Source organism: Micromonospora sp. WMMA1949 (assembly GCF_027460145.1).
In the GTDB taxonomy this organism is placed as follows: domain Bacteria; phylum Actinomycetota; class Actinomycetes; order Mycobacteriales; family Micromonosporaceae; genus Micromonospora.
On sequence record NZ_JAPZBG010000001.1, the window covers coordinates 4,091,584 to 4,112,603 of the forward strand.

The 21,020-nt window shown below is 73.1% G+C and carries 18 protein-coding genes; 12 read left to right on the forward strand and 6 right to left on the reverse strand.

The genetic code is table 11. From position 1 onward, the window contains the following. Positions 1–3: 3 nt before the first annotated feature. Entirely contained in the window at positions 4–966 is a 963-nt protein-coding gene (locus O7607_RS19390; RefSeq protein WP_269704610.1) for a type IV toxin-antitoxin system AbiEi family antitoxin domain-containing protein, read from the reverse strand. A 179-nt stretch (positions 967–1,145) separates the two neighbouring features. On the opposite strand from O7607_RS19390, the gene dusB reads away from it, so the two are divergent. Then, entirely contained in the window at positions 1,146–2,309 is a 1,164-nt protein-coding gene (gene dusB / locus O7607_RS19395; RefSeq protein WP_269704611.1) for a tRNA dihydrouridine synthase DusB, read from the forward strand. A gap of 56 nt (positions 2,310–2,365) precedes the next feature. Here dusB and O7607_RS19400 read toward each other — a convergent pair whose 3' ends face one another. Together O7607_RS19400 and O7607_RS19405 are read right to left on the reverse strand one after the other, a co-directional pair. Then, positions 2,366–3,022 (reverse strand): C39 family peptidase, encoded by a 657-nt coding sequence (locus tag O7607_RS19400; RefSeq protein WP_269704612.1) that lies wholly within the window; start codon positions 3,020–3,022, stop codon positions 2,366–2,368. Between the two features lie 985 nt (positions 3,023–4,007). After that, the gene (locus tag O7607_RS19405; protein ID WP_442929532.1) at positions 4,008–5,918 is read right to left on the reverse strand and encodes a family 20 glycosylhydrolase; all 1,911 of its coding nucleotides are present in this window, start codon (positions 5,916–5,918) and stop codon (positions 4,008–4,010) included. 386 nt (positions 5,919–6,304) lie between these two features. On the opposite strand from O7607_RS19405, the gene ppdK reads away from it, so the two are divergent. The 10 genes from ppdK (at position 6,305) to O7607_RS19455 (ending at position 18,056) form a co-directional block, all read left to right on the forward strand. Beyond that, the gene (gene ppdK / locus O7607_RS19410; RefSeq protein ID WP_269704614.1) at positions 6,305–9,013 is read left to right on the forward strand and encodes a pyruvate, phosphate dikinase; all 2,709 of its coding nucleotides are present in this window, start codon (positions 6,305–6,307) and stop codon (positions 9,011–9,013) included. Positions 9,014–9,129: 116 nt separating this feature from the next. Then, on the forward strand, positions 9,130–9,483 hold the full coding sequence (locus O7607_RS19415) for a VOC family protein (protein ID WP_269704615.1): 354 nt from the start codon (positions 9,130–9,132) through the stop codon (positions 9,481–9,483). A gap of 49 nt (positions 9,484–9,532) precedes the next feature. Continuing rightward, positions 9,533–10,762, forward strand: coding sequence for a deoxyguanosinetriphosphate triphosphohydrolase (locus O7607_RS19420; RefSeq protein ID WP_269704616.1), 1,230 nt, complete (start codon positions 9,533–9,535; stop codon positions 10,760–10,762). A 39-nt stretch (positions 10,763–10,801) separates the two neighbouring features. Then, a complete protein-coding gene (locus O7607_RS19425) occupies positions 10,802–11,638 on the forward strand; it encodes a siderophore-interacting protein (RefSeq protein WP_269704617.1) in 837 nt (278 codons plus the stop codon). Between the two features lie 164 nt (positions 11,639–11,802). Then, a complete protein-coding gene (locus tag O7607_RS19430; protein WP_269704618.1) occupies positions 11,803–13,422 on the forward strand; it encodes a BCCT family transporter in 1,620 nt (539 codons plus the stop codon). Positions 13,423–13,466: 44 nt separating this feature from the next. Continuing rightward, positions 13,467–14,441, forward strand: coding sequence for an ABC transporter ATP-binding protein (locus O7607_RS19435; protein WP_269704619.1), 975 nt, complete (start codon positions 13,467–13,469; stop codon positions 14,439–14,441). After that, the gene (locus O7607_RS19440; RefSeq protein ID WP_269704620.1) at positions 14,438–15,289 is read left to right on the forward strand and encodes an ABC transporter permease; all 852 of its coding nucleotides are present in this window, start codon (positions 14,438–14,440) and stop codon (positions 15,287–15,289) included. Before O7607_RS19435 ends, O7607_RS19440 begins: the two co-directional genes overlap by 4 nt. A 10-nt stretch (positions 15,290–15,299) precedes the next feature. Continuing rightward, positions 15,300–15,545 carry a helix-turn-helix transcriptional regulator gene (locus O7607_RS19445; protein WP_018787373.1) on the forward strand — a complete coding sequence of 82 codons (246 nt, stop codon included), beginning with the start codon at positions 15,300–15,302 and terminating at the stop codon, positions 15,543–15,545. 73 nt (positions 15,546–15,618) lie between these two features. Beyond that, the gene (dnaG, locus tag O7607_RS19450; RefSeq protein WP_269704621.1) at positions 15,619–17,514 is read left to right on the forward strand and encodes a DNA primase; all 1,896 of its coding nucleotides are present in this window, start codon (positions 15,619–15,621) and stop codon (positions 17,512–17,514) included. After that, the gene (locus tag O7607_RS19455; RefSeq protein WP_269704622.1) at positions 17,514–18,056 is read left to right on the forward strand and encodes a hypothetical protein; all 543 of its coding nucleotides are present in this window, start codon (positions 17,514–17,516) and stop codon (positions 18,054–18,056) included. The genes dnaG and O7607_RS19455 overlap by 1 nt, the downstream gene beginning before the upstream one ends. A 29-nt stretch (positions 18,057–18,085) precedes the next feature. Here O7607_RS19455 and O7607_RS19460 read toward each other — a convergent pair whose 3' ends face one another. From O7607_RS19460 to O7607_RS19470, 3 genes are read right to left on the reverse strand one after another with little or no spacing between them, the layout of a single operon-like run. After that, entirely contained in the window at positions 18,086–18,643 is a 558-nt protein-coding gene (locus O7607_RS19460) for a TetR/AcrR family transcriptional regulator (RefSeq protein ID WP_269704623.1), read from the reverse strand. Next, entirely contained in the window at positions 18,640–19,431 is a 792-nt protein-coding gene (locus tag O7607_RS19465; protein ID WP_269704624.1) for an ABC transporter permease, read from the reverse strand. The genes O7607_RS19460 and O7607_RS19465 overlap by 4 nt, the downstream gene beginning before the upstream one ends. A 36-nt stretch (positions 19,432–19,467) precedes the next feature. Beyond that, positions 19,468–20,391, reverse strand: a complete 924-nt coding sequence (locus tag O7607_RS19470) for an ABC transporter ATP-binding protein (RefSeq protein WP_269704625.1) — start codon at positions 20,389–20,391, stop codon at positions 19,468–19,470. 77 nt (positions 20,392–20,468) lie between these two features. On the opposite strand from O7607_RS19470, the gene O7607_RS19475 reads away from it, so the two are divergent. Then, entirely contained in the window at positions 20,469–21,008 is a 540-nt protein-coding gene (locus tag O7607_RS19475) for a GNAT family N-acetyltransferase (protein ID WP_269704626.1), read from the forward strand. The last annotated feature ends 12 nt before the right edge of the window (positions 21,009–21,020 follow it).

The following is a 21,020-nucleotide window of genomic DNA, read 5'->3' on the forward strand; positions in this document are numbered from 1 at the left end:
CCGTCACCCGGGGGAGATCGACTCCACCCGTACGCCGGTCGCGGCGCCCAGCCCGCGCCGGGCCGCGTACGCGTCCTCCACCGTGCGCCGCACGCGGCCCGGCTCCCGGCGGATCTGTGCCGGCGTGAAGTGCAGGATGAGCACCCCGTGCCGGCTCAGCTCGTTGTGCCGGTCCAGCGTCCGCGCCCAGTCGTCCGGGCTGAGGTGGTACTCCCGCGAGTCGACCTCCAGCGCCACCGCGCAGTCGGCGAGGTAGCCGTCCGGCGTCGGCAGGCGGGTGCCGTCGGCCGCCGACAGCCGCGGATTCCACAGGATCTCGCCGAGCACGCCGCTGCCGCCCAGGCACTCCCGCAGCTCCGTCTCGGGCGCCGAGCGGACCCCGTCGGTGATCTCGGCGAACGCCTTCCGGATCAGGGCGGTGCGGCTTCGCCGGGCCCGGCGGATCTCCGCGTCCAGGCTGTCCAGGTCGGTGAAACCGCGCTGCACGGCCTCGGCCACCGTCGCCCGTACCGGCCGCAGCCGGCGCAGGTCGCGGGCGGCGTCCACGACCGCCCGGGCGGGCGAGCACACCGGGTACAGCGCGGTCCGCCGGGCCCGCGGATCAAGCTCCAGGGCCCGCGCGATCACCGCGTGACCGGCCGATCGGCGCCGCACGTGGTGCGGCAGGATCAGGTGTACGTCAGCGGTGCGCGGGCTGTACCGGAACCCGTACCAGGTCAGGGCGGCCAGGCCGGTGAGCTGCGCGTCGGCGCCCGCGTAGAGCGCCGCCGAGATGCGTCGCTGCTCGTCGGTGAGGGTGCCGGTGACGAGCGCGTACGTCGCCGGCAGGACCCGCTGCCACAGGCCGCGCCGGGTCTGCCGGTACAGGTACATGTCGTCGAATCCGACGCCGAGCAGCTGGGTCCGCGTTACGATCTGCTGCTGGCGTTCCGCCAGGTCGCTGAGCTCGCGTGGTTGTTCGGGCATGCCCGGCAGCGTGCGCGATCGACCGATCCACGTTCCGGCCCGTGCGCCCGGCCTGTGGACAGCCTCCCCGGTTGTGGAGAACGCCCGCCGGGCGGGCCGGCTGTGATATGTGCCCTGTTAAGAAGGGGCCCCTGCTCTACCGGAGACGTTAAGAAGGGGCCCTTCCTTACACTTGTGCGGTGACTGCCCCGACCCTGCCCGCGTTGACCATCGGCCCGCACCGGGTGTGGCCGCCGGTGGTGCTCGCGCCGATGGCCGGGATCACCAACGTCGGCTTCCGCCGGCTCTGCCGTGAGCAGGGCGGCGGCATCTACGTCTGCGAGATGATCACCACCCGTGCGCTCGTCGAGCGGAACCCGAAGACGCTGCGCATGATCGCCTTCGGCGCCGAGGAGCAGCCCCGCAGCCTCCAGCTCTACGGCACCGATCCGGAGATCACCGCCGCGGCCGTACGGATCGTGGTCGAGCGCGACCTTGCCGACCACATCGACCTCAACTTCGGCTGCCCCGTGCCCAAGGTGACCCGCAAGGGCGGCGGCTCGGCCCTGCCGTGGCGCCGTCGGCTGTTCGCCCGGCTGGTCAGGGCCGCGGTGGACGCCGCGTCACCCGCCGGGGTGCCGGTCACCGTGAAGATGCGCAAGGGCATCGACGACGACCACCTGACGTACGTCGAGGCGGGGCTGGCCGCCCAGGACGCGGGCGTCGCGGCGGTTGCCCTGCACGGGCGTACGGCCGCGCAGCGCTACTCCGGCACCGCCGACTGGGACGCGATCGCCACGCTCAAGGCGGCGCTCGACGTGCCGGTGCTCGGCAACGGCGACATCTGGGAGGCCGACGACGCGCTGCGGATGGTCGCGCACACCGGCGTCGACGGTGTGGTGATCGGGCGTGGCTGCCTGGGGCGGCCGTGGCTGTTCGCCGACCTGGAGGCTGCGTTCAACGGGAGCGCCGAGCGGCGGCTGCCGAGCCTCGGCGAGGTGGCGGTGACCATGCGCCGGCACGCCGAGCTGCTCGTGGAGCAGTTCGTGGCGGGCGCGCGCAACCCGGCCCGGGGCGAGCGGGACGGCTGCACCGACTTCCGCAAGCACGTCGCCTGGTATCTGAAGGGCTTCCCGATCGGCAGCGAGCTGCGCCGCTCACTCGCCATGATCGAGAGCCTGGCGCAGCTCGACGACCTGCTCGGCAAGCTCGACCCGGCCGTACCGTTCCCGGTGGAGAACCTCGGCCAGCCGCGCGGCCGCACCAACTCCCCGGGCAAGGTGTTCCTGCCCGACGGCTGGCTGGCCAGCCGCGACGACGACACCCCGCCGGACGGCGCCGAGCTGGACGACTCCGGCGGCTGACCCGGATACGACGAAGGGCCCGGCCCCCGTGGGGGGCCGGGCCCTTCGGTGTTCGGTCAGGAGCTGTAGCCGCGGCTGGCGATCCAGCGGGCGAGCTCGTCCACGTCCATCCGGTAGGAGGCCTGGTTCGGGTTCGCCGAGTCGGCGATCGTCACGACCTTCCCGCCGTCGCGGTAGCCGACCACGCTGATGTAGTGGCCACCTTCGAAGGAGTGGGTGGTGCCGTCGGTGTCGGTGGCGGTGCCGGCGATGTTGGCGACCACGGCGCGGCCGTCGTCCACGGTCTTGACCACGTCGGCGCGCAGCTTGTCGACCTTGTCGCGGTCGCGGGCCTTGTCCATGGGGATCTCGGTGGACTTGTAGACGTCCTTACCGGTCTCCTTGTTCAGAACGGGGGTGATGTCGTTGATGGAGTTGGTGCCGGCCTCGGTGGTGCCCATTTCCTCGGCCATGGCGTGCACGTCGATGTTCTTGCCCTGCACGCTCAGGGCGTTGCGCGCGGCGGCGGGGCCGCAGAAGTAGAAGTTGGGCTGGGCTTCGTAGCGCACGTCGAGTTCCCGCTCGCCGTGGCCCTTGCGGTCGGCGGTGACCTGGGCGGCGGCGCGCTCGGCCGGAGTGGCCTGGGCGGCGATGGCGGGGCCGGCGATGCCACCGGCGGTGGCGACGACACCAGCAGCGGTCAGAACGGTCTTGCGCAGCAGAGTGGTAGCCATGATCAGTTGCCTCTCTGTCGGGGGTACGCGGCGATGGGGGATGCCGCGAAGAAAGATCAGGTGGCCCGGTATGTGCGTCGGGCCGGTGGCTCGCTCGGGCGGCCAGGGGGACGGCCTGCTCCGGCGGCTCGGGGATGTAACGACCGGGGGTCCGGGGTCATTCCCGGGGTGCTGCCCGGCGGTGGGGCCCGCTCGACAGGCGCTGCCGGCCTGCTCGGCGGCCCGGGGGATGTAACGACCGGCTTCCCGGCCTGATTCCCGGCCCGAGGGGGCGGGTGGTCGGCGGGTGCGGCGCGGTCTGCCATGTACAACGCCCCGCAACCACCCCCGATTCCGCCCCACCGGTGACCCCGACCACCCGAAACCCGGACACCGACCCCACCCGCACCCGCCGCTGACGGACGACCCAGTCTGCCCAAGCCGACACCGAACCCGTCTGCCCTCGCCGCAGCTACCCCGGCCCGGGCCGCACCGGGTCCGGCCCGCCCTAGGCGGTGTTTCGAGCCAACCCACTTGGCGCGCGGCGACTCCGCTTCGACCTCACCGCCCAGGGACACCGTCCCCGCCCCCAGGGCCGCCCCCACCACCCCGTTGATCAAGGAGTTTGTGTCCGTCTGGGGCCGTCCGCCCGACACAAACTCCTTGATCACCGATGCGGTGGGAGGGGGTGGCGCCGAGCTTTGAGATCTTGGTAGATCGGCGCCCTTCCGGGGGCCGTTTCGTACCAAGATCTCGGCGATCGGAAGGGACCGCGCCCGACGAGGGGCGGCTGGACGCGCACCCGCCCCGGATATGGGCGTCGATCATGAAGTTGGCGGCGAAATGTATCCGGATTGTCGCCGTCAACTTCATGATCGACGCGGCACGGCGGCCTGCGCGGCACGGCGGCCTGCGCGGCACGGCGGCCTGCGCGGCGCGGCGGCCTGCGCGGCGCGGCGGGGTGCACGGGTCGGGTGGCCCAGCGCGGGTTGGCGTGGCCGTGCCGTCAGGGGGTCGTGGGGGTGGGGGTGGGCTGGGTGGGGATCTGGGCTGCGGTGGGGGGCCAGGGGATGTCGGGGGACGGGTGGAAGGTGATGCCGGCGGTGGCCCAGCGCGGGCCGTGGCCGGCGAGCCGGCTGCGGAACCGGGACCAGTCGTGCGTCTCGCGCGGTGACCAGCCCAGCTCGGCGACGGCGGGCAGGCGCGGGAAGAGCATGAACTCGACCTCGGCCACCGTGGTGACCGACTCGGTCCACAGCGGCGCCTCCACGCCCAGCACGGCCTCGGCCGGTACGCCCCGCACGTGAGTGGCCGGGTCCCACTCGTACGCCCGGCGGACGTCGATCAGGCCCGCCCAGTCGTGTCCGATCGGGGTGTCCGGGGCGTACTTCATGTCCAGGTACGCGTGGTTGCCGGGGGAGAGGATGAGCCGGGCGCCCCGGCGTACCGCGTCGGCGGTCTCCGGGTCGTCGCCGTTCGTGCCCCACCACTGCAGGACGCGCCCGTCGACGTGTTCGGCCGGGGCGAGCTGGTGCCAGCCGACGACGGTCTTGCCGGTGGCGGCGACCAGTCGCTGGGCCCGCGCCACGAACGCGCGGTAGCTGTCGGCCTGCACCTTGAACGCCTCGTCGCCGCCCAGGTGCAGCCACGGTCCGGGCGTCAGCGCGGCGACCTCACCGACGACGTCCGCGACGAAGGCGTACGTCCGCTCGTCGGTGGGGTCGACGTAGCTGAACCCGACCTCGGTGCCGGTGTACGGCGGCGGCGCGACCTTGCCGGGCGCCAGTTCGGGGTACGCGACCAGCGCCGCGTTGGTGTGGCCCGGCAGGTCGATCTCGGGCACCACCGTGACGTGGCGGCGGGCGGCGTACGTGACGATGCGGCGGTAGTCGTCGCGGGTGTACCAGCCGCCGGGGCCGCCGCCGACAGCTGTCGCACCGCCGACCTCGGCGAGCCGGGGCCAGGAGTCGACGGCGATCCGCCAGCCCTGGTCGTCGGTGAGGTGCAGGTGCAGGTGGTTGAGCTTGTAGCGGGCCAGGTGGTCGATCACCCGCAGCACGTCCCCGACCGGGAAGAAGTGGCGGGCGACGTCGAGCATGGCGCCCCGGTAGGGGAAGCGGGGCCGGTCGACGATCGTGCCGCCGGGCACCGCCCAGCGCACCGCGACAGCGGTCGGGTTCTCGATCGGCGCGGGTAGCAGCTGCCGCAGCGTCTGCGCGCCGTGGAACAGGCCGGCCGGGGTGGCCGCGGTGATCCGGACGCCGTCGGCGGTCACGTCGAGGCGGTAGCCCTCGTCCCCGAGCCCGGCGTCGTCCGGCGCAGCGGTGCGGGCCGTCGGGCCGGACGGCTCACCGCCCGCGACGTCCGCCGCCGCCCGGCCCGTGGACGCCGGCCCGCTCGCGACCGCGCTCGTGTCCGCCGCGGACAGCGGGAACGTCAGCAGGTCGCCCTCGCTGTCCGCCGGGGACAGCGTGAGCGTCAGCGGGTCGCCCTCGGGGGTGTCGGCGACCGGGAGCGGGAAGCCGGTGGCCGGGCGCAGCCAGCCGGCGAGCTGTTCGGCCACGTCCCGCCCGGCGGGGCTGACCCGCAGTACCGCGTCGGCGTTCAGCGTGAAGTCGCCGGCCGGGTCGGGGCGCACCTGTTCGGGCGCCGGCACCACGTCGCCGAGCCGGACCGGCGCCGGTCCGGCGAGCGCCCCGGCGGCCCGGCCCGCGGCGACCCGGGCCAGCTCGGCGGGGGACGTCGCCACACCCGGCAGGCCGTCGGCGGGCGTCGCACCGGGTGGGCCGTCGGCGGGCGTCGTCACACCGGGCAGACCGGCGGAGGAGGGTGCCGCCGCATCGGGCAGGCCGGCGGAGGGCGACGCCGCGGCGGCCGGGACGAGCGCGCCGGGCGAGGCCGCCCCCGATGGCGTCATGGCACCGGACGGGCTGGTGGGACGGGTGTCGGTCGGCTCCGGCCCGGTCTCCGGGGCGGCGGGGTTGGTCGGCACGGCGACGGCTCCGAGGGGTGTATTCGCGCGGGATATGGCAAAGGTCAGGTTCCGCGAGATGCAGTGACGTCAAGAGTACGAGGAGAAATGGAATTGCGTGATCGTGCTCGTGGAAGCGTTCCCAAAAACCCGTACGAACGCGGATTGTGGTGACCGTTGTGCCGAAAGTCACCGAACGCTCCCAGGTTTCTCCAAACTCGCCTAGCCTTCGCCCCACCGACGCTGACGAGCCGGGATTGCCGGTGGTCACTACCGGGGTATGTCCGAACTGAACCTTCGTTAAGTGTCAATGGCGCGCGTGGGAGGCTCTGGTGGCAGCGCACGATTCGGTCGAGCAGAAGTACGTCTACGACTTCGCCGAGGGCAACAAGGATCTCAAGGATCTGCTCGGCGGCAAGGGGGCCAACCTGGCCGAGATGACGAATCTCGGCCTGCCGGTTCCGCCCGGCTTCACGATCACCACGGAGGCCTGCAAGGCGTACCTCACGACCGGGCGCGAGCCGGACGGCCTGGCCGCGCAGATCGAGGCGCACCTGGAGTCGCTGGAACGCGAGATGGGCCGGCGCCTCGGCGACCCGGACGACCCGCTGCTGGTCTCGGTACGCTCCGGCGCCAAGTTCTCCATGCCGGGCATGATGGAGACCGTCCTCAACGTGGGTCTCAACGACCGCAGCGTGATCGGCCTGAGCAACCAGGCAGGTGGGAACGACAGGTTCGCCTGGGACTCCTACCGCCGGCTGATCCAGATGTTCGGCAAGACCGTGTGCGAGGTGCCGGGCGAGGAGTTCGAGCACGCGCTCGACGAGATCAAGAGCGCCAAGGGTACGCACAACGACCTCGACCTGGACGCCGACGACCTGCGCGGGCTGGTCGACGCGTACAAGAAGATCTTCGCCAAGCACACCGGCCGCGAGTTCCCGCAGGAGCCGCGCGAGCAGCTCGACCTCGCCATCCGCGCGGTCTTCGACTCGTGGAACGCGGAGCGGGCGATCCTCTACCGCCGGCAGGAGCGCATCCCGGCCGACCTGGGCACCGCCGTCAACGTGGTGACGATGGTCTTCGGCAACCTCGGCCCCGACTCGGGTACCGGCGTCGCGTTCACCCGCGACCCGGGCAGCGGCGCGCAGGGCATCTACGGCGACTACCTGGCGAACGCCCAGGGCGAGGACGTGGTGGCCGGCATCCGCAACACGGTGCCGCTGCAGGAGCTGGAGCAGCTCGACAAGACCTCCTACGACGAGCTGCTCGGCATCATGGCCCGGCTGGAGGAGCACTACAAGGACCTCTGCGACATCGAGTTCACCATCGAGCGCGGCAAGCTGTGGATGCTCCAGACCCGGGTCGGCAAGCGCACCGCCGCCGCCGCGTTCGTCATCGCCGGGCAGCTCGTCGACGAGGGCCTGATCGACCTGGACGAGGCGCTGCACCGGGTCAACGGCGCGCAGCTCGCCCAGCTGATGTTCCCGCGCTTCCAGCTCGACCACGAGTTCGAGGCGGTGGCCAAGGGCATCGGCGCCTCCCCGGGTGCCGCGTCCGGCAAGGTCGTCTTCACCTCGGCCCGCGCGGTCGAGCTGGCCGCCGAGGGGGAGTCGGTGATCCTGGTTCGCCGGGAGACCAACCCGGACGACCTCAACGGCATGATCGCCGCCAAGGGCATCCTCACCTCCCGGGGCGGCAAGACCAGCCACGCCGCAGTGGTGGCCCGTGGCATGGGCAAGACCTGCGTCTCCGGTGCCGACGAGCTGGACGTGAACGTGCCGGCGAAGAAGTTCACAGTCGGTGGGCACGTGGTGAACGAGGGCGACATCGTCTCGATCGACGGCACCACCGGAAAGGTCTACCTCGGCGAGGTGCCGGTCATGCCGTCCGAGGTGGTGCAGTACTTCGAGGGCGAACTCGACCCGGAGACCACCGACGACGCGCTGGTCCGCTCCGTACACCGGATCATGACGCACGCCGACGCCGCGCGGCGGCTGCGGGTCCGCACGAACGCCGACACCGGCACGGACGCGGCCCGGGCCCGGCGCTTCGGCGCCGAGGGCATCGGCCTGTGCCGCACCGAGCACATGTTCCTCGGCGACCGGCGCGAGCTGGTCGAGCGGCTCATCCTGGCCTCCGGGGAACGGGAGCGGGAGGACGCGCTCGCCGCGCTGCTGCCGCTGCAGCGGGCCGACTTCGTCGAGATCTTCCGCGAGATGGACGGCCTGCCGGTCACTGTGCGGCTGATCGACCCGCCGCTGCACGAGTTCCTGCCCCCGCTGGAGCAGCTCGCGGTGAACGTCGCGGTCGCTCAGGAGCGCGGCGAGGACGTCGCCAAGGAGGAGGCGCTGCTCGCCGCCGTGCGGCGGATGCACGAGGAGAACCCGATGCTGGGCCTGCGCGGTGTCCGGCTCGGCCTGGTCATCCCCGGCCTGTTCGCCATGCAGGTCCGCGCGATCGCGGAGGCCGCCGTCGCGGTCGTCCGCGACGGCGGCACGGCCTGCCCGGAGATCATGGTGCCGCTGGTCGGGGCCGTGCAGGAGCTGGAGACGGTACGCGCCGAGGCCGAGCGGATCATCGCCGAGGTGGTCGGAGACAGCGGCGTCGAGGTGCTGATCGGCACGATGATCGAGGTGCCCCGGGCGGCGCTGACCGCCGGGCAGATCGCCGAGGCGGCCGAGTTCTTCTCCTTCGGCACCAACGACCTGACCCAGATGGGCTGGGGCTTCTCCCGCGACGACGTGGAGGGCGCGTTCTTCTGGCGGTACCTGGAGCTGGGCATCTTCGGCATCTCGCCGTTCGAGTCGATCGACACCGACGGCGTCGGCCGGCTGATCCGCATCGCCGCCGAGGAGGGCCGGGCGGCCCGCCCCGGCCTGAAGCTCGGCGTCTGCGGCGAGCACGGCGGCGACCCGGACTCGGTGCACTTCTTCCACGAAGTCGGGCTGGACTACGTCTCCTGCTCGCCGTTCCGGGTGCCGGTGGCGCGGCTGGAGGCTGGACGGGCGGCGATCACCACCACCGGCTCCGACTCCCGCTGACGAGGACGCGGGGCCGCCGGTGTTCATCGACGGCCCCGCGTACGCCCGGCGCGCCTTTCCGGCTTCCTCGGCGTAACCTGAGCTTCCGCCGCGTGTCGATCAGGAGGGGTGTCCACATGACCGCCGTCTGGGAGAACCTGGTAGTCGACGCCCGGGACCCGTCCCGGCTCGCCAGCTGGTGGGCGGAGGCGCTGGGCTATCAGGTGATCACCGACAAGCCGGACGAGGTGGAGATCCGCCGGACCCCCGACACGCTGCCCGGTCTCGTCTTCGTCCCGGTCGCCGGGCCGAAGGAGGGAAAGAACCGGCTGCACATCGACCTGCGCCCGGCCGACATGGAGGCCGAGGTGGAGCGCCTTGTCGACATGGGCGCCCGGCACGTCGACATCGGCCAGGGAGACGTGGAGTGGACGGTGCTCGCCGACCCGGAGGGCAACGAGTTCTGCGTGCGTCGGGAGCGCGAGGAGTGAGCCGGTCTTGCGAGCCCCGCAGTCGCGACCTTCTGCGCGTCCGGGAGAAGTGAGCGGCGACGCGGCGCGGCTGGTCGACGAGGCGCCCAAGGACACCGGGTACGGCCGCTCGCCGTTCGAGCGGGACCGCGCCCGCGTACTGCACTCGGCGGCGTTCCGCCGGCTCGCCGCGAAGACCCAGGTGCACACCGCCGGCACGAACGACTTCCTGCGTACCCGGCTGACCCACTCGCTGGAGGTCGCGCAGATCGCCCGCGAGATGGGCGCCCGGCTGGGCTGCGACCCCGACGTGGTGGACACCGCCGGACTGGCCCACGACCTGGGCCACCCGCCGTTCGGGCACAACGGTGAGTACGCGCTGGACGAGCTGGCGGCCACCTGCGGCGGGTTCGAGGGCAACGCGCAGACACTGCGGGTGCTCACCCGGCTGGAGGCGAAGGTGCTCACCCCGGACGGGCGTTCGGCCGGGTTGAACCTGACTCGGGCCGCGCTGGACGCGGTGAGCAAGTACCCGTGGCCGCGCCGCCCCGGCGAGCGCAAGTTCGGCGTGTACGCCGACGACCGCCTGGTCTTCGACTGGCTGCGTGAGGGCGCCCCGCCCGGCGAGCGCCGTTGCCTGGAGGCCCAGGTGATGGACTGGGCCGACGACGTGGCGTACTCGGTGCACGACGTCGAGGACGGCATCCACGGCGGGTACGTGGACCTGCGCCCGCTGCTGGCCGACCCGGACGAGCGGCGGGCGCTCTGCGCCGACGTGGCCGCCACGTACTCCGGCGAGGCGCCGGAGGACCTGGGCGAGGTGCTGGCCGACCTGCTCGCCGATCCGGTGCTCGCCCCGCTGGCCGCGTACGACGGCAGCCACCGTGCCCTCGCCGCGTTGAAGACCACCACGAGTGTGCTCACCGGCCGGTTCGTCTCCCGCGTGGTGGACGCCACGCAGCAGCGCCACGGTCCCGGTCCGCACCGCCGCTACGCCGCCGACCTGGTGGTGCCGCGCCGGATCCGGGCGCAGTGTGCGCTGCTCAAGGGCATCGCGCTGCGGTACGTGATGCGCCGTCCCGGTGCCGAGGACCGCTACGCGCGGCAGCGTGACGTCCTGGCCGGGCTGGTCGCGGCGCTGCTGGACCGGGCGCCCGACGCGCTCGACCCGGTGTTCGCGCCGCTGTGGCGGGAGGCGGCGGACGACGCCGGGCGGCTGCGCGTGGTGGTCGACCAGGTCGCCTCGCTCACCGATCCGGCCGCGCTGGCCTGGCATGCTCGTCTGGTGTCGCCGAGCTGACCGGATCACCCCGCCGGAGCTTAGGCTAGCCTAAGCAGTATGACGGATCGCCCGAAGAAGCTCACCGCCGCCACGGTCGTCCGGACCACGCGGCCCACCCCGCACCTGATCCGCCTCGTGCTGGGGGGTCCGGAGCTGGCCGGGCTGCCGGTGGGCGCGTACACCGACCACTACGTGAAGTTCGTCTTCTCGCCGGCCGGGGTGACCTACCCGCACCCGGTGGACCTGGCGACGATCAAGCGGGAGCTTCCGGCGGAGCAGTGGCCGCGCCTGCGCGCGTACACGGTCAGGGCCTGGGACGCCGCGGCCGGTGAGATGACAGTGGACGTGGTGCACCACGGCGACGAGGGTCTGGCCGGGCCGTGGGCGGCGGCGCTGCGTCCCGGCGACCGGGTGTTGTTCACCGGGCCGGGCGGCGCGTACGCGCCGGACCCGGACGCCGACTGGCATCTGCTGGCGGGTGACGAGAGCGCGCTGCCGGCCATCGCCGCCGCACTGGAACGGCTGCCGGCGGGCGCGCGGGCGAAGGTGTACGTCGAGGTCGGCAGCCCGGCCGACGAGCTGCCCCTGGCCGGCGCGGGCGAGATCGAGGTGCGCTGGCTGCACCGCGACGGACGCCCGTTCGGTGAGCCGCTGGTCGAGGCGGTCCGGGCGCTGGAGTTCCCGCCCGGCCGGGTGCACGCGTTCGTGCACGGCGAGGCCGGCGCGATGAAGGAGCTGCGGCGGCTGCTGCGCGTCGAACGCGGCGTGCCCCGGGGTGACCTGTCCATCTCCGGCTACTGGCGGCAGGGCCTGGACGACGAGGGCTGGCGGTCCACCAAGCCGGCCTGGAACGCCGCCGTGGAGGCCGAGGAGGCCGCCGCCGTCGTGTCCTGACCCGCCCCGCACTCGCCGCCCCGCTCCCGGCGCCGATCTTGGAGTTGTGGCACCTCTGATACCGGCATGGAACCGGCATTCCGGGCGCCACTACTCCATGATCGACGGAGGCGGAGTGGGGCGTTTCGTCCTACCCGGGCGGCTGCGCTGCCCAGGATGGGGCCATGGGGGAAGACGTGGGGAAGCGGGTCGACCGGGTGGTGCTCGGGCTCGGCGTGGCCGGCGTGCTGGCCGTGGTGGCCTGGGGCGTGTTCGCCCGGGGCTCACTGGCGCGGTTCGGCGAGTCCGGCCTGGCCTGGACCGTGAGCACGTTCGGCTGGTTCTTCGTGGTCGCGGCGGACGCCTTCCTGGTGCTGGCGGTCGTCGTGGCCGCCTCCCGGTTCGGCCGGATCCGGCTGGGCGCCGACGACGACGAGCCGGAGTTCGACACGCTGGCCTGGGTCGCCATGATGTTCAGCGCCGGCATGGGCATCGGCCTGGTGTTCTTCGCCGTGGCCGAACCGATCCAGCACTACGCGACGCCGCCTCCCGCCTCCGGCGTCGCGCCGCAGACCGGGGCCGCCGCCGCGACCGCCATGCAGTACACGCTCTTCCACTGGACGCTGCATCCGTGGGGCATCTACGCGATCGCGGCGCTGGCCCTGGCGTACTCGACGTTCCGCAAGGGGCGCGGCAACCGGATCTCGTCCGCGTTCGCGCCGCTGCTCGGCGACCGGACCGACGGCCCGCTCGGTCGCGCGATCGACCTGCTCGCCGTCTTCGCCACCGTGTTCGGCTCCGCCACCAGCCTCGGTCTGGGCGCGCTCCAGGTGGCGGCCGGCCTGGACCTGGTGGCCGGCGTGCCGGACAGCCGGGCCGTCGAGCTGACGATCATCGGCGCGCTCACGCTCGCGTTCGTCGTCTCCGCCTTCTCCGGCCTGCACCGGGGCGTCAAGTGGCTGTCCACCACGAACGTGCTGATCGCGGTCGTGCTGATGCTGTTCGTGTTCGTGGTCGGCCCGACCGTCTACACGCTGGAGGTGCTGCCGGCCTCGGTCGGTGACTACCTGAGCGGCCTGGTGCGAATGTCGACGCGTACCGGGGCGTTCTCCGACCCGGCCTGGCTGGGCTCGTGGACCATCTTCTACTGGGCGTGGTGGATCTCCTGGGCGCCGTTCGTGGGCACGTTCATCGCCCGCATCTCGCGCGGCCGTACGGTCCGTCAGTTCCTGATCGGGGTGCTGCTGATACCCAGCGGCGCGAGCACCGTCTGGTTCGCGGTGATGGGCGGAAGCGCCCTGCGTACCCAGACCACCGGCACCCGGGACCTGGTGGCGGACGTGGAGGCCGGTTCCGAGCAGGCGCTGTTCGGGCTGCTCGACGCGCTGCCGCTGGCCACGCTGACGAGCGTGCTCGCCATGGTGCTTATCGCGCTCTACTTCGTCACCAGTGCGGACTCGGCGTCGCTGGTGCTCGGCTCGCTCAGCTCCCGCGGCGCGCTGCGGCCGCACCGCGGGGTGGTGGTGCTCTGGGGCGTGCTGATCGGCGCGGTCGCGGCGGCGTTGCTGCTGGCCGGCGGTTTGGCCGCGCTGCAACAGGCGACCATCCTGGTCGCGTTGCCGTTCGTCGTGGTGATGCTGGGCCTGGCCGTCGCGGTGCTCCGGGAGATGGCCGCCGATCCGATGCTGCGCGCCGGGCCCCGGCCCCGCCGCTCCGGCCTGGCCGCCGCGGTGAACGCGGCCCGGTCGTACGAGGAGGAGCAGCCGGCCCCCGTCACGCGCTGGTTCCACCGCCCTCGCTCCTGAGCGGGGGTACCTCTGTTTGTAGTATGAGTGCTACATTCCGAGGCATGACTGCGGTCGAACTCCCCGGGGCCGTCGCGTCCCCCCGACCTCCCGACGAGGACCTCGTCCTCGACGTGCGGGATCTGCGCATGCGCTACGGCGCCGTCGACGTGCTCCATGGCGTCGACCTGACCGCCCGGCGGGGCGAGGTGGTGGCGTTGCTCGGGCCCAACGGCGCGGGCAAGACCACCACCATCGAGATCCTCGAAGGCTTCCGGCTGGCCTCGGCCGGCACAGTGCGGGTGCTCGGCACCGACCCGGCGCGCGGTGACGAGCGGTGGCGGGCGCGGCTGGGCGTGGTGCTCCAGTCCTGGCGCGACCACGGCAAGTGGCGGGTACGGGAACTGCTCGCCCACCTCGGCGACTTCTACGCGCCGTACGCCACCGACCGGATCCCGCGCCCGTGGCCGGTCGACGAGTTGCTGGAGACGGTGGGCCTGACCGCGCACGCCGGCAGCCGGGTGTCCCGGCTCTCCGGTGGACAGCGCCGCCGGCTCGACGTCGCGGTCGGCATCGTCGGCCGCCCGGAGCTGCTGTTCCTGGACGAGCCGACGGTCGGCTTCGACCCTGCCGCCCGGCGCGAGTTCCACGAGCTGGTGCACCGCCTGGCCGACCTGGACGAGACCACGATCGTGCTGACCACGCACGACCTGGCCGAGGCGGAGAAGCTGGCCGACCGCATCCTCATCCTGGCCGGCGGCCGGATCATCGCCGAGGGGTCGCCCGACCAGCTCGCCCGGCGCGTCGCGGGGGACGCCGAGGTGCGCTGGACCCGGGACGGCGAGCGGTACGTGCACGCCACCGCCGACGCCACCGCCTTCCTGCGCGACCTGCTCCGCGAGCACGGCGACGGGGTGCGGGAGCTGGAGGTGCGCCGGGCCAGCCTGGAGGACGCGTACCTGGCGCTGGTGCACGAGGAGGAGACCGGCATCCGTACCGGCCGGGCCGAGCGGGTGTGGCAGCAGGAGGCGAACCGATGAACCCGACCACCAACGCGCTCCGGGCCGGGCTGCGGCGCGGCGCGATCGAGCTGCGCGCCACGTTCACCAACGGCCAGGATCTCTGGACCTACTTCTTCCCCACAGTGGTGCTGCTGGTCGCCGTGTTCTGGATGCGCGGCTCGACCGTGCCCGGCACCGACTTCTCGCTCGGCGCCCGCACGCTGCCCAGCGCGCTCGGCATGGGCCTGCTCTTCGGCGGCCTGCTCGGGCTGGCCAACCAGCTCGTCATCGACCGGGAGGACGGTACGCTGCTGCGCGCCAAGGCCATCCCGGACGGCATGCTCGGCTACCTGGTCGGCAAGATCGTGCTGGTCTCGGCGGTCGCACTGATCGGCGTGGTCATCCAGCTCACGCCCGGGCTGTTCTTCCTGGACGGGCTGCGGCTCGGCGACCCCGGCGCCTGGCTCACGCTGGCCTGGGTGGTGCCGCTCGGGCTGGTGGCGACGCTGCCGCTGGGCGCGGTGATCGGCTCGCTGATCGAGAACCCGCGCAACATGGGCCTGGTGGTGATGCCGATCTTCGGCCTGATCGCGCTGTCCGGCATCTTCTATCCGATCAACGGCCTGCCCGGCTGGCTCCAGGGCGTCGCCCAGGTCTTCCCGCTCTACTGGCTAGGCTTGGGCATGCGCTCGGCGCTGCTCCCGGGCGACCTGGCAGCAGTCGAACTCGGCGGCTCCTGGCGGCACCTGGAGACGGTCGGCGTGCTCGGCGCCTGGGCGGTGCTCGGGCTCGTGCTGGCCCCGGTGGTGCTGCGCCGGATGGCCCGCCGGGAGTCCGGCTCGCGGGTCGCGGCCCGGCGGGAGCGGGCCATGCAGCGGGTCGGATGAGAGGGCGTCGATGAGCGAGACCGTGCACAACCGCATCGCGGTGCTGCGCGCCGAACGGGGCATCTCCCGCCGGCAACTGGCCGACGCGCTCGGTGTGCACTACCAGACCGTCGGTTACCTGGAGCGCGGCGAGTTCCGGCCCAGCCTGCACCTGGCGCTGCGCATCGCCGCGTACTTCGAGGTGCCGGTCGAGGTGGTCTTCTCGATCGAGCCGTTCCCGCGCATCGGCGACCCCGCGACGGCCCGCTCGGCCTGAGCCGGCGGGGGCGGGCGTGGCCGGCCACACGCCCGTCCCCCCGGCCGCCGCAACGTCGGTCCGGCAGGGCAGGATGTACGCCGAGGGGGTGGCGGTCATGGCGGGGCGGATCCGGGACGAGGACATCGCGCTGGTCCGCGAGCGCACCGCCATCGCGGACGTCATCTCCGAGGTGGTGACGCTCAAGTCGGCCGGCGGCGGCAACCTCAAGGGGCTGTGCCCGTTCCACGACGAGAAGAGCCCGTCGTTCAACGTCTCGCCCGCCCGCAACGTGTTCTACTGCTTCGGCTGCGGGGTCGGCGGCGACGCGATCAAGTTCCTGATGGACGCGGAGCACCTCAGCTTCGTCGAGTCGGTCGAGCGGCTGGCCGCCCGCGCCGGCATCCAGTTGCGCTACGTCGAGGACGACAGGTCCGCGCCGCGTGCCCGCCCGCAGCAGGGGCAGCGGCAGCGCCTGGTGGCCGCGCACGCCGCCGCCGTCGAGTTCTACCGCGCCCAGCTCAGCACCGCCGGCGCCCGCCCGGCCCGCGAGTTCCTCGCCGGGCGCGGCTTCGACCGGGCCGCCGCCGAGCGGTACGGCTGCGGCTTCGCCCCCGACGGGTGGGACCTGCTCACCAAGCACCTGCGCCAGCAGGGCTTCACCCACGACGAGCTGGTCACCGCCGGCCTGTCCCGCCCGGCCCGCTCCGGTTCGCTGATCGACCGGTTCCGCCGCCGCCTGATGTGGCCGATCCGGGACATCACCGGCGACGTGATCGGCTTCGGCGCCCGCAAGCTCTTCGACGACGACGACGGCCCCAAATACCTGAACACCCCCGAGACGCCGATCTACAAGAAGTCGCACGTGCTCTACGGCATCGACCAGGCCAAGCGGGAGATCGCCAAGCAGGGCAAGGTGGTGGTGGTCGAGGGCTACACCGACGTGATGGCCTGCCACCTGGCCGACGTGCCGACGGCGGTGGCGACCTGCGGCACGGCGTTCGGCGGCGACCACATCTCGGTGCTGCGCCGGGTGCTGTTCGACAGCGACGAACGGGCCGGCGAGATCATCTTCACCTTCGACGGCGACGCGGCCGGTCAGAAGGCCGCGCTGCGCGCGTTCGAGGACGACCAACGCTTCGTCGGGCGTACCTTCATCGCGGTCAGCCCCGACAACATGGACCCGTGCGAGCTGCGGCTGGCCAAGGGCGACCTGGCCGTACGCGACCTGGTGGCCCGCCGCGAGCCGCTGGTCGACTTCGCCCTCCGGCACGTGATCAGCCGGTTCGACCTGGACACCGTCGACGGCCGGGTCGAGGCCATGCGCCGCGCCGCGCCTCTCGTGGCGAAGATCAAGGACCGGGAGAAGCGCCCGGAGTACGTCCGCAAGCTCGCCGGTGACCTCGGCATGGAGATCGAGCCGGTGCAGCGCGCGGTGCTCGGCGCGGCGAACGGGCAACCCGCGCCCGGTGCTCCCGCCGCACCCGCGCGCCCCGGCCGGCCCGCGCCCAGCGTGGACAGCCCTCGGTCCATGGTGGAGCGGGAGGCGCTGAAGCTGGCGTTGCAGGAGCCGGTCCTGGCCGGCCCGATGTTCGACGCGGTCGAGGTGACCGACTACCAGCACCCGGTGCACGTCTCGGTACGCGCCGCGGTGGCCGCGGCCGGCGGCGCGTCCGCCGCCACCGGCGGCGCGGTCTGGATCGAGCGGGTCCGCGACGCGTGCGACGACCTGGCCGGGCAGGCGCTGATCGGTGAGCTGGCGGTGGAGCCGCTGCGCATCGACGGCGAGCCGGACCCGAGGTACGTCTCGATCACCATGGCGCGGCTGCAGTGGAGTTCGGTCACCGGCCGCATCCGTGACCTGAAGTCGAAGATCCAGCGGATCAACCCGGTGAGCAACAAGGACGAGTACTTCGCCCTGTTCGGGGAACTGCTCTCGCTGGAACAGCACGCACGGGCACTGCGCGAGCAGGCCGCCGGAGGTTTGTGATGGGTCTGTTCAACCGCCGGCCGAAACTCCCGTCGGCCGACCGGCCGCCGCTGGCCGCCGACGAGCGGGTGCTCGCCTGGGCCGCCGCCGGCACCGGCGAGGGCGGCAACGACGGCGTGCTGGTCGCCAGCAACCGCGGGCTCTGGCTGCCCGGCCGGGTGGACCGCCTCGGCTGGCACGACATCCTCAAGGCGGTCTGGTCCGGCCGGGAACTCACTGTCACGCCGGCCGAGCCGGTCGCCGAGCGCGACGGCTACCTGGTGGTCGCGGACGGCCTCCCCGGGACGTACCTGCTCGTCGACCCGGGTGACCTGCCGCACCAGGTCCGGGCCCGGGTCACCGGCTCGGTGGCGTACACCTCGCACCACGAGGTGCCCGGCGGCTCCGGCCGGATCGCGGCCCGGCGGGTGCCCGGGGTCGACGGTCTGACCTGGACGGTCCGCTACGACCCGGGGACGCCGGCCGACGACGAGGCGGTGACCGACGAGACCGCCCGGCTGGTCGCGGCGGCGCGGGCCGCCACCGCCCCCGCCGACGCCTGAGGCCGCGCCACGCCCGGAGTCACACGGGGTCAGGCACGTGGGCGGGCGCCGTCGAGGAAGAGCGCGACGACCCGGGCGGGTCCGGTCTCGTCGGTGAGGTCGGCCGCGCGGGCCAGGTGCAGGAACGCGTTCATCAGGAACTCCGGTTCGCCGGTGACGGCGCCCTCGGCCCGGGCGTCGGCGAAGAACCGGGTCACCGGCGCCAGCATCAGGGCGACGTAGAGGCCCGAGACGTGCTCGCTGGTCTCGGCGGAGACGAGCGGCAGGGTGTCGTAGATGCGCTGCTCGAACGTGACCGCGTCGCCGTGCTGACCGGCGGCGACGGTGGCGAGCGCGAGCAGCCGCTGCGGCACGTCGCCGGGGCCGGCCAGCGCCGCCGCGATCCGACCACCGACGTCCCGGATGTACCGTTCCGCCACCGCGATGTAGAGATCCTCCTTCCCGCCGGGGAAGTGGTGGTAGATGGACGGCTTCTGGATGCCGACGCTGCGGCCCACGCCGACCAGGGAGATGCCCTGGTAGCCGGTCGCGCGGAGCTGCTCGGCGAAGGCGTCCATGATCTGGGTGCGGGTGTCGGCTGGGCTCATCGGTTCTTCCTCGCGTGGTGGAGGGCGAGGGCGCAGGCCGCGGTCCCGGCGACGGCGAGGGTGACGATCGCCGCGACGCCGATCGGGGCCGCGGTGAGCGCCGCGTCGCCGCCGAGCTGGCGGGCGGTGTCGACGATATAGGTGAGCGGGTTGGCGACGGCGATCACCCGCATCCAGCCGGCGAGTTCGTCGACCGGCGCGAACACGCCGGTGAAGAACGACAGGCCGAACACGACGAGCGTGACCAGGTTGGTGGCCGACGCCGAGCCCGACCGGAGCGCGAGCGCCATGCTCAGCAGCGCGACGCCGAGGCCCAGGGCCAGCATCAGCAGCAGCATCCCGGCGACGCCGGACCAGCTCGCCGGCCGGTAGCCGATCGCGGTGGCCCCGGCCACTGTGACCGCCATCTGGAGGACGACGGCGATCAGCGCGGCGACGGCCGGGCCGACGAGGAACGGTGTCGTGGTGCCGTGGGCGAGCCGGAGGCGGTCGAGGTATCCGCTGGTGAGGTCGCCCAGCACCAGCGTGCCGGCGGCGCCCGCGCCGGTGGCGACGCCGGTGAGCAGGATCAGCGGCAGCAGGAACGCGATGAAGCTCGTCCCGTCCAGGTAGGTGCTGCCGACGGAGTCGAGCTGCCCGGCGTAGACGAGCAGGAAGAACAGGGACTGGGCGACCGGGGCGACCAGCAGCGCGGGCGTCCGGAGCACGGCGCGCGTGGAGCGTCTGATCGCCGCGAGGACGACGGGGGCCGGTGAGCGGCGGGGCGGGGTGACTGCGAGCGGGAGCACGGATCCGGGCCTTTCGGGGTGCGGTGGGGTCACGCCTCAGCGGGCGGCGAGGGCGACGAAGACGTCGTCGAGGGAGGGCTCGGCGAGGTGCAGCCGGGTGATGTCGGCGGCGGCGTCGCCGGCCTCGGTCAGGGCCTTCGCCAGGGCACGCGGGTCGTCGGGCACGCTGAGGCGTACCCGGTCCGGCCGGTCGGGATCGGCGCGGAATCCGGCCTCGGACGCGGCGGCGAACGCGGTGGCGGCGGCGGCGCCGGAGAGGTCGAGCGTGAGCGTACGGGCGCCGACGCGTTGCTTGAGCACCGCCGGTGGGCCCTGGGCGACCACCCGGCCGTCCCGGAGCACCGCGATCTCGGTGGCGAGCACGTCCGCCTCGTGCAGGTCCTGGGTCGAGAGGAGCAGCGACGTGCCGGCCTGGTTGAGGCGGGTCAGCTCGGTCCAGAAGTCGATGCGCGCGAGCGGGTCCAGGCCGGTGGTCGGCTCGTCCAGGATCACCACGGCGGGCTCGGCGACGAGCGCCACGGCCAGGTCGAGCTTGCGGCGGGTGCCGCCGGAGAGCTTGGCCACCCGGGTCGAGCGGTGCTCGCCCAGGCCGAACAGGCCGATGAGTTCCCGGGTGCGGCGCGCCCGCTCACGGCGGCCGAGCCCGAGCGCCACGCCGTGGAAGTCGAGCACCTCCGTCGGTGAGGCCAGCGGGTCCAGGGCGTTCGACTGCGGCGCGAGGCCGATCAGGCGCCGGGCGTCCCGGGCCTGCGTGACGGTGTCGAACCCGCCGACGCGTACCGAACCGGACGTCGGAGTGCGCAGCGTCGCGACGATCTCCAGCAGCGTGGACTTGCCGGCGCCGTTGTGGCCGAGCACGACGAAGCGGCTGCCGGGCGCGACGGTGAGGTCGAGCGCGCGCAGGGCGTCCCGGGTCCCGTAGGTCTTGGTCAGGGCGGAGGCGAGCACGAGCGGGGTCATGCCGCCACCCTACCGACCGGTCGGTAGGGGAGCCAAATCCGGTTGTCGACCCACCCGCCCGCCGCTAGCGTCACGGCATGTTCGCCACCGAGCGCGTCCGTCTGCGCCCGCCCACCCCCGACGACGCGCCGGACCTGTTCCGCCTGAACGCCGATCCGGAACTGCACCTGGTCACCGACGACGGGCCGTTCCTGCCGCACCACGTCGGCCACGTCCGGGCCCGGCTGGAGAAACGCGCCGCCGAGCAGCCGGCGCTCGACGCCGCGGTGTCGCTGCTGGCCGAGACCGTCGCCGACGGCACGTTCCTCGGCACCGGCGTGCTGTGGGGCATCAACACCTTCAACGGGTACGCCCACCTCGGCATCACCCTGCTCCCCGAGGCGCGCGGTCAGGGCTACGGCACCGAGGTGATCCGGCTGCTCTGCCGGTACGGCTTCCGCAACCGCAACCTGCGGCGCCTGGAGATCGAGACGCTCGCCGGCAACACGGCCATGCGGCGTACCGCCGAGAGATGCGGGTTCGTCCACGAGGGCACCCAGCGGGACCGCGAGTACGACGGCGACGGCTACACCGACCTGGTGCTCTACGGCCTGCTGCGGCGCGACTGGACGCCGTAGCCGCAGTGGTGC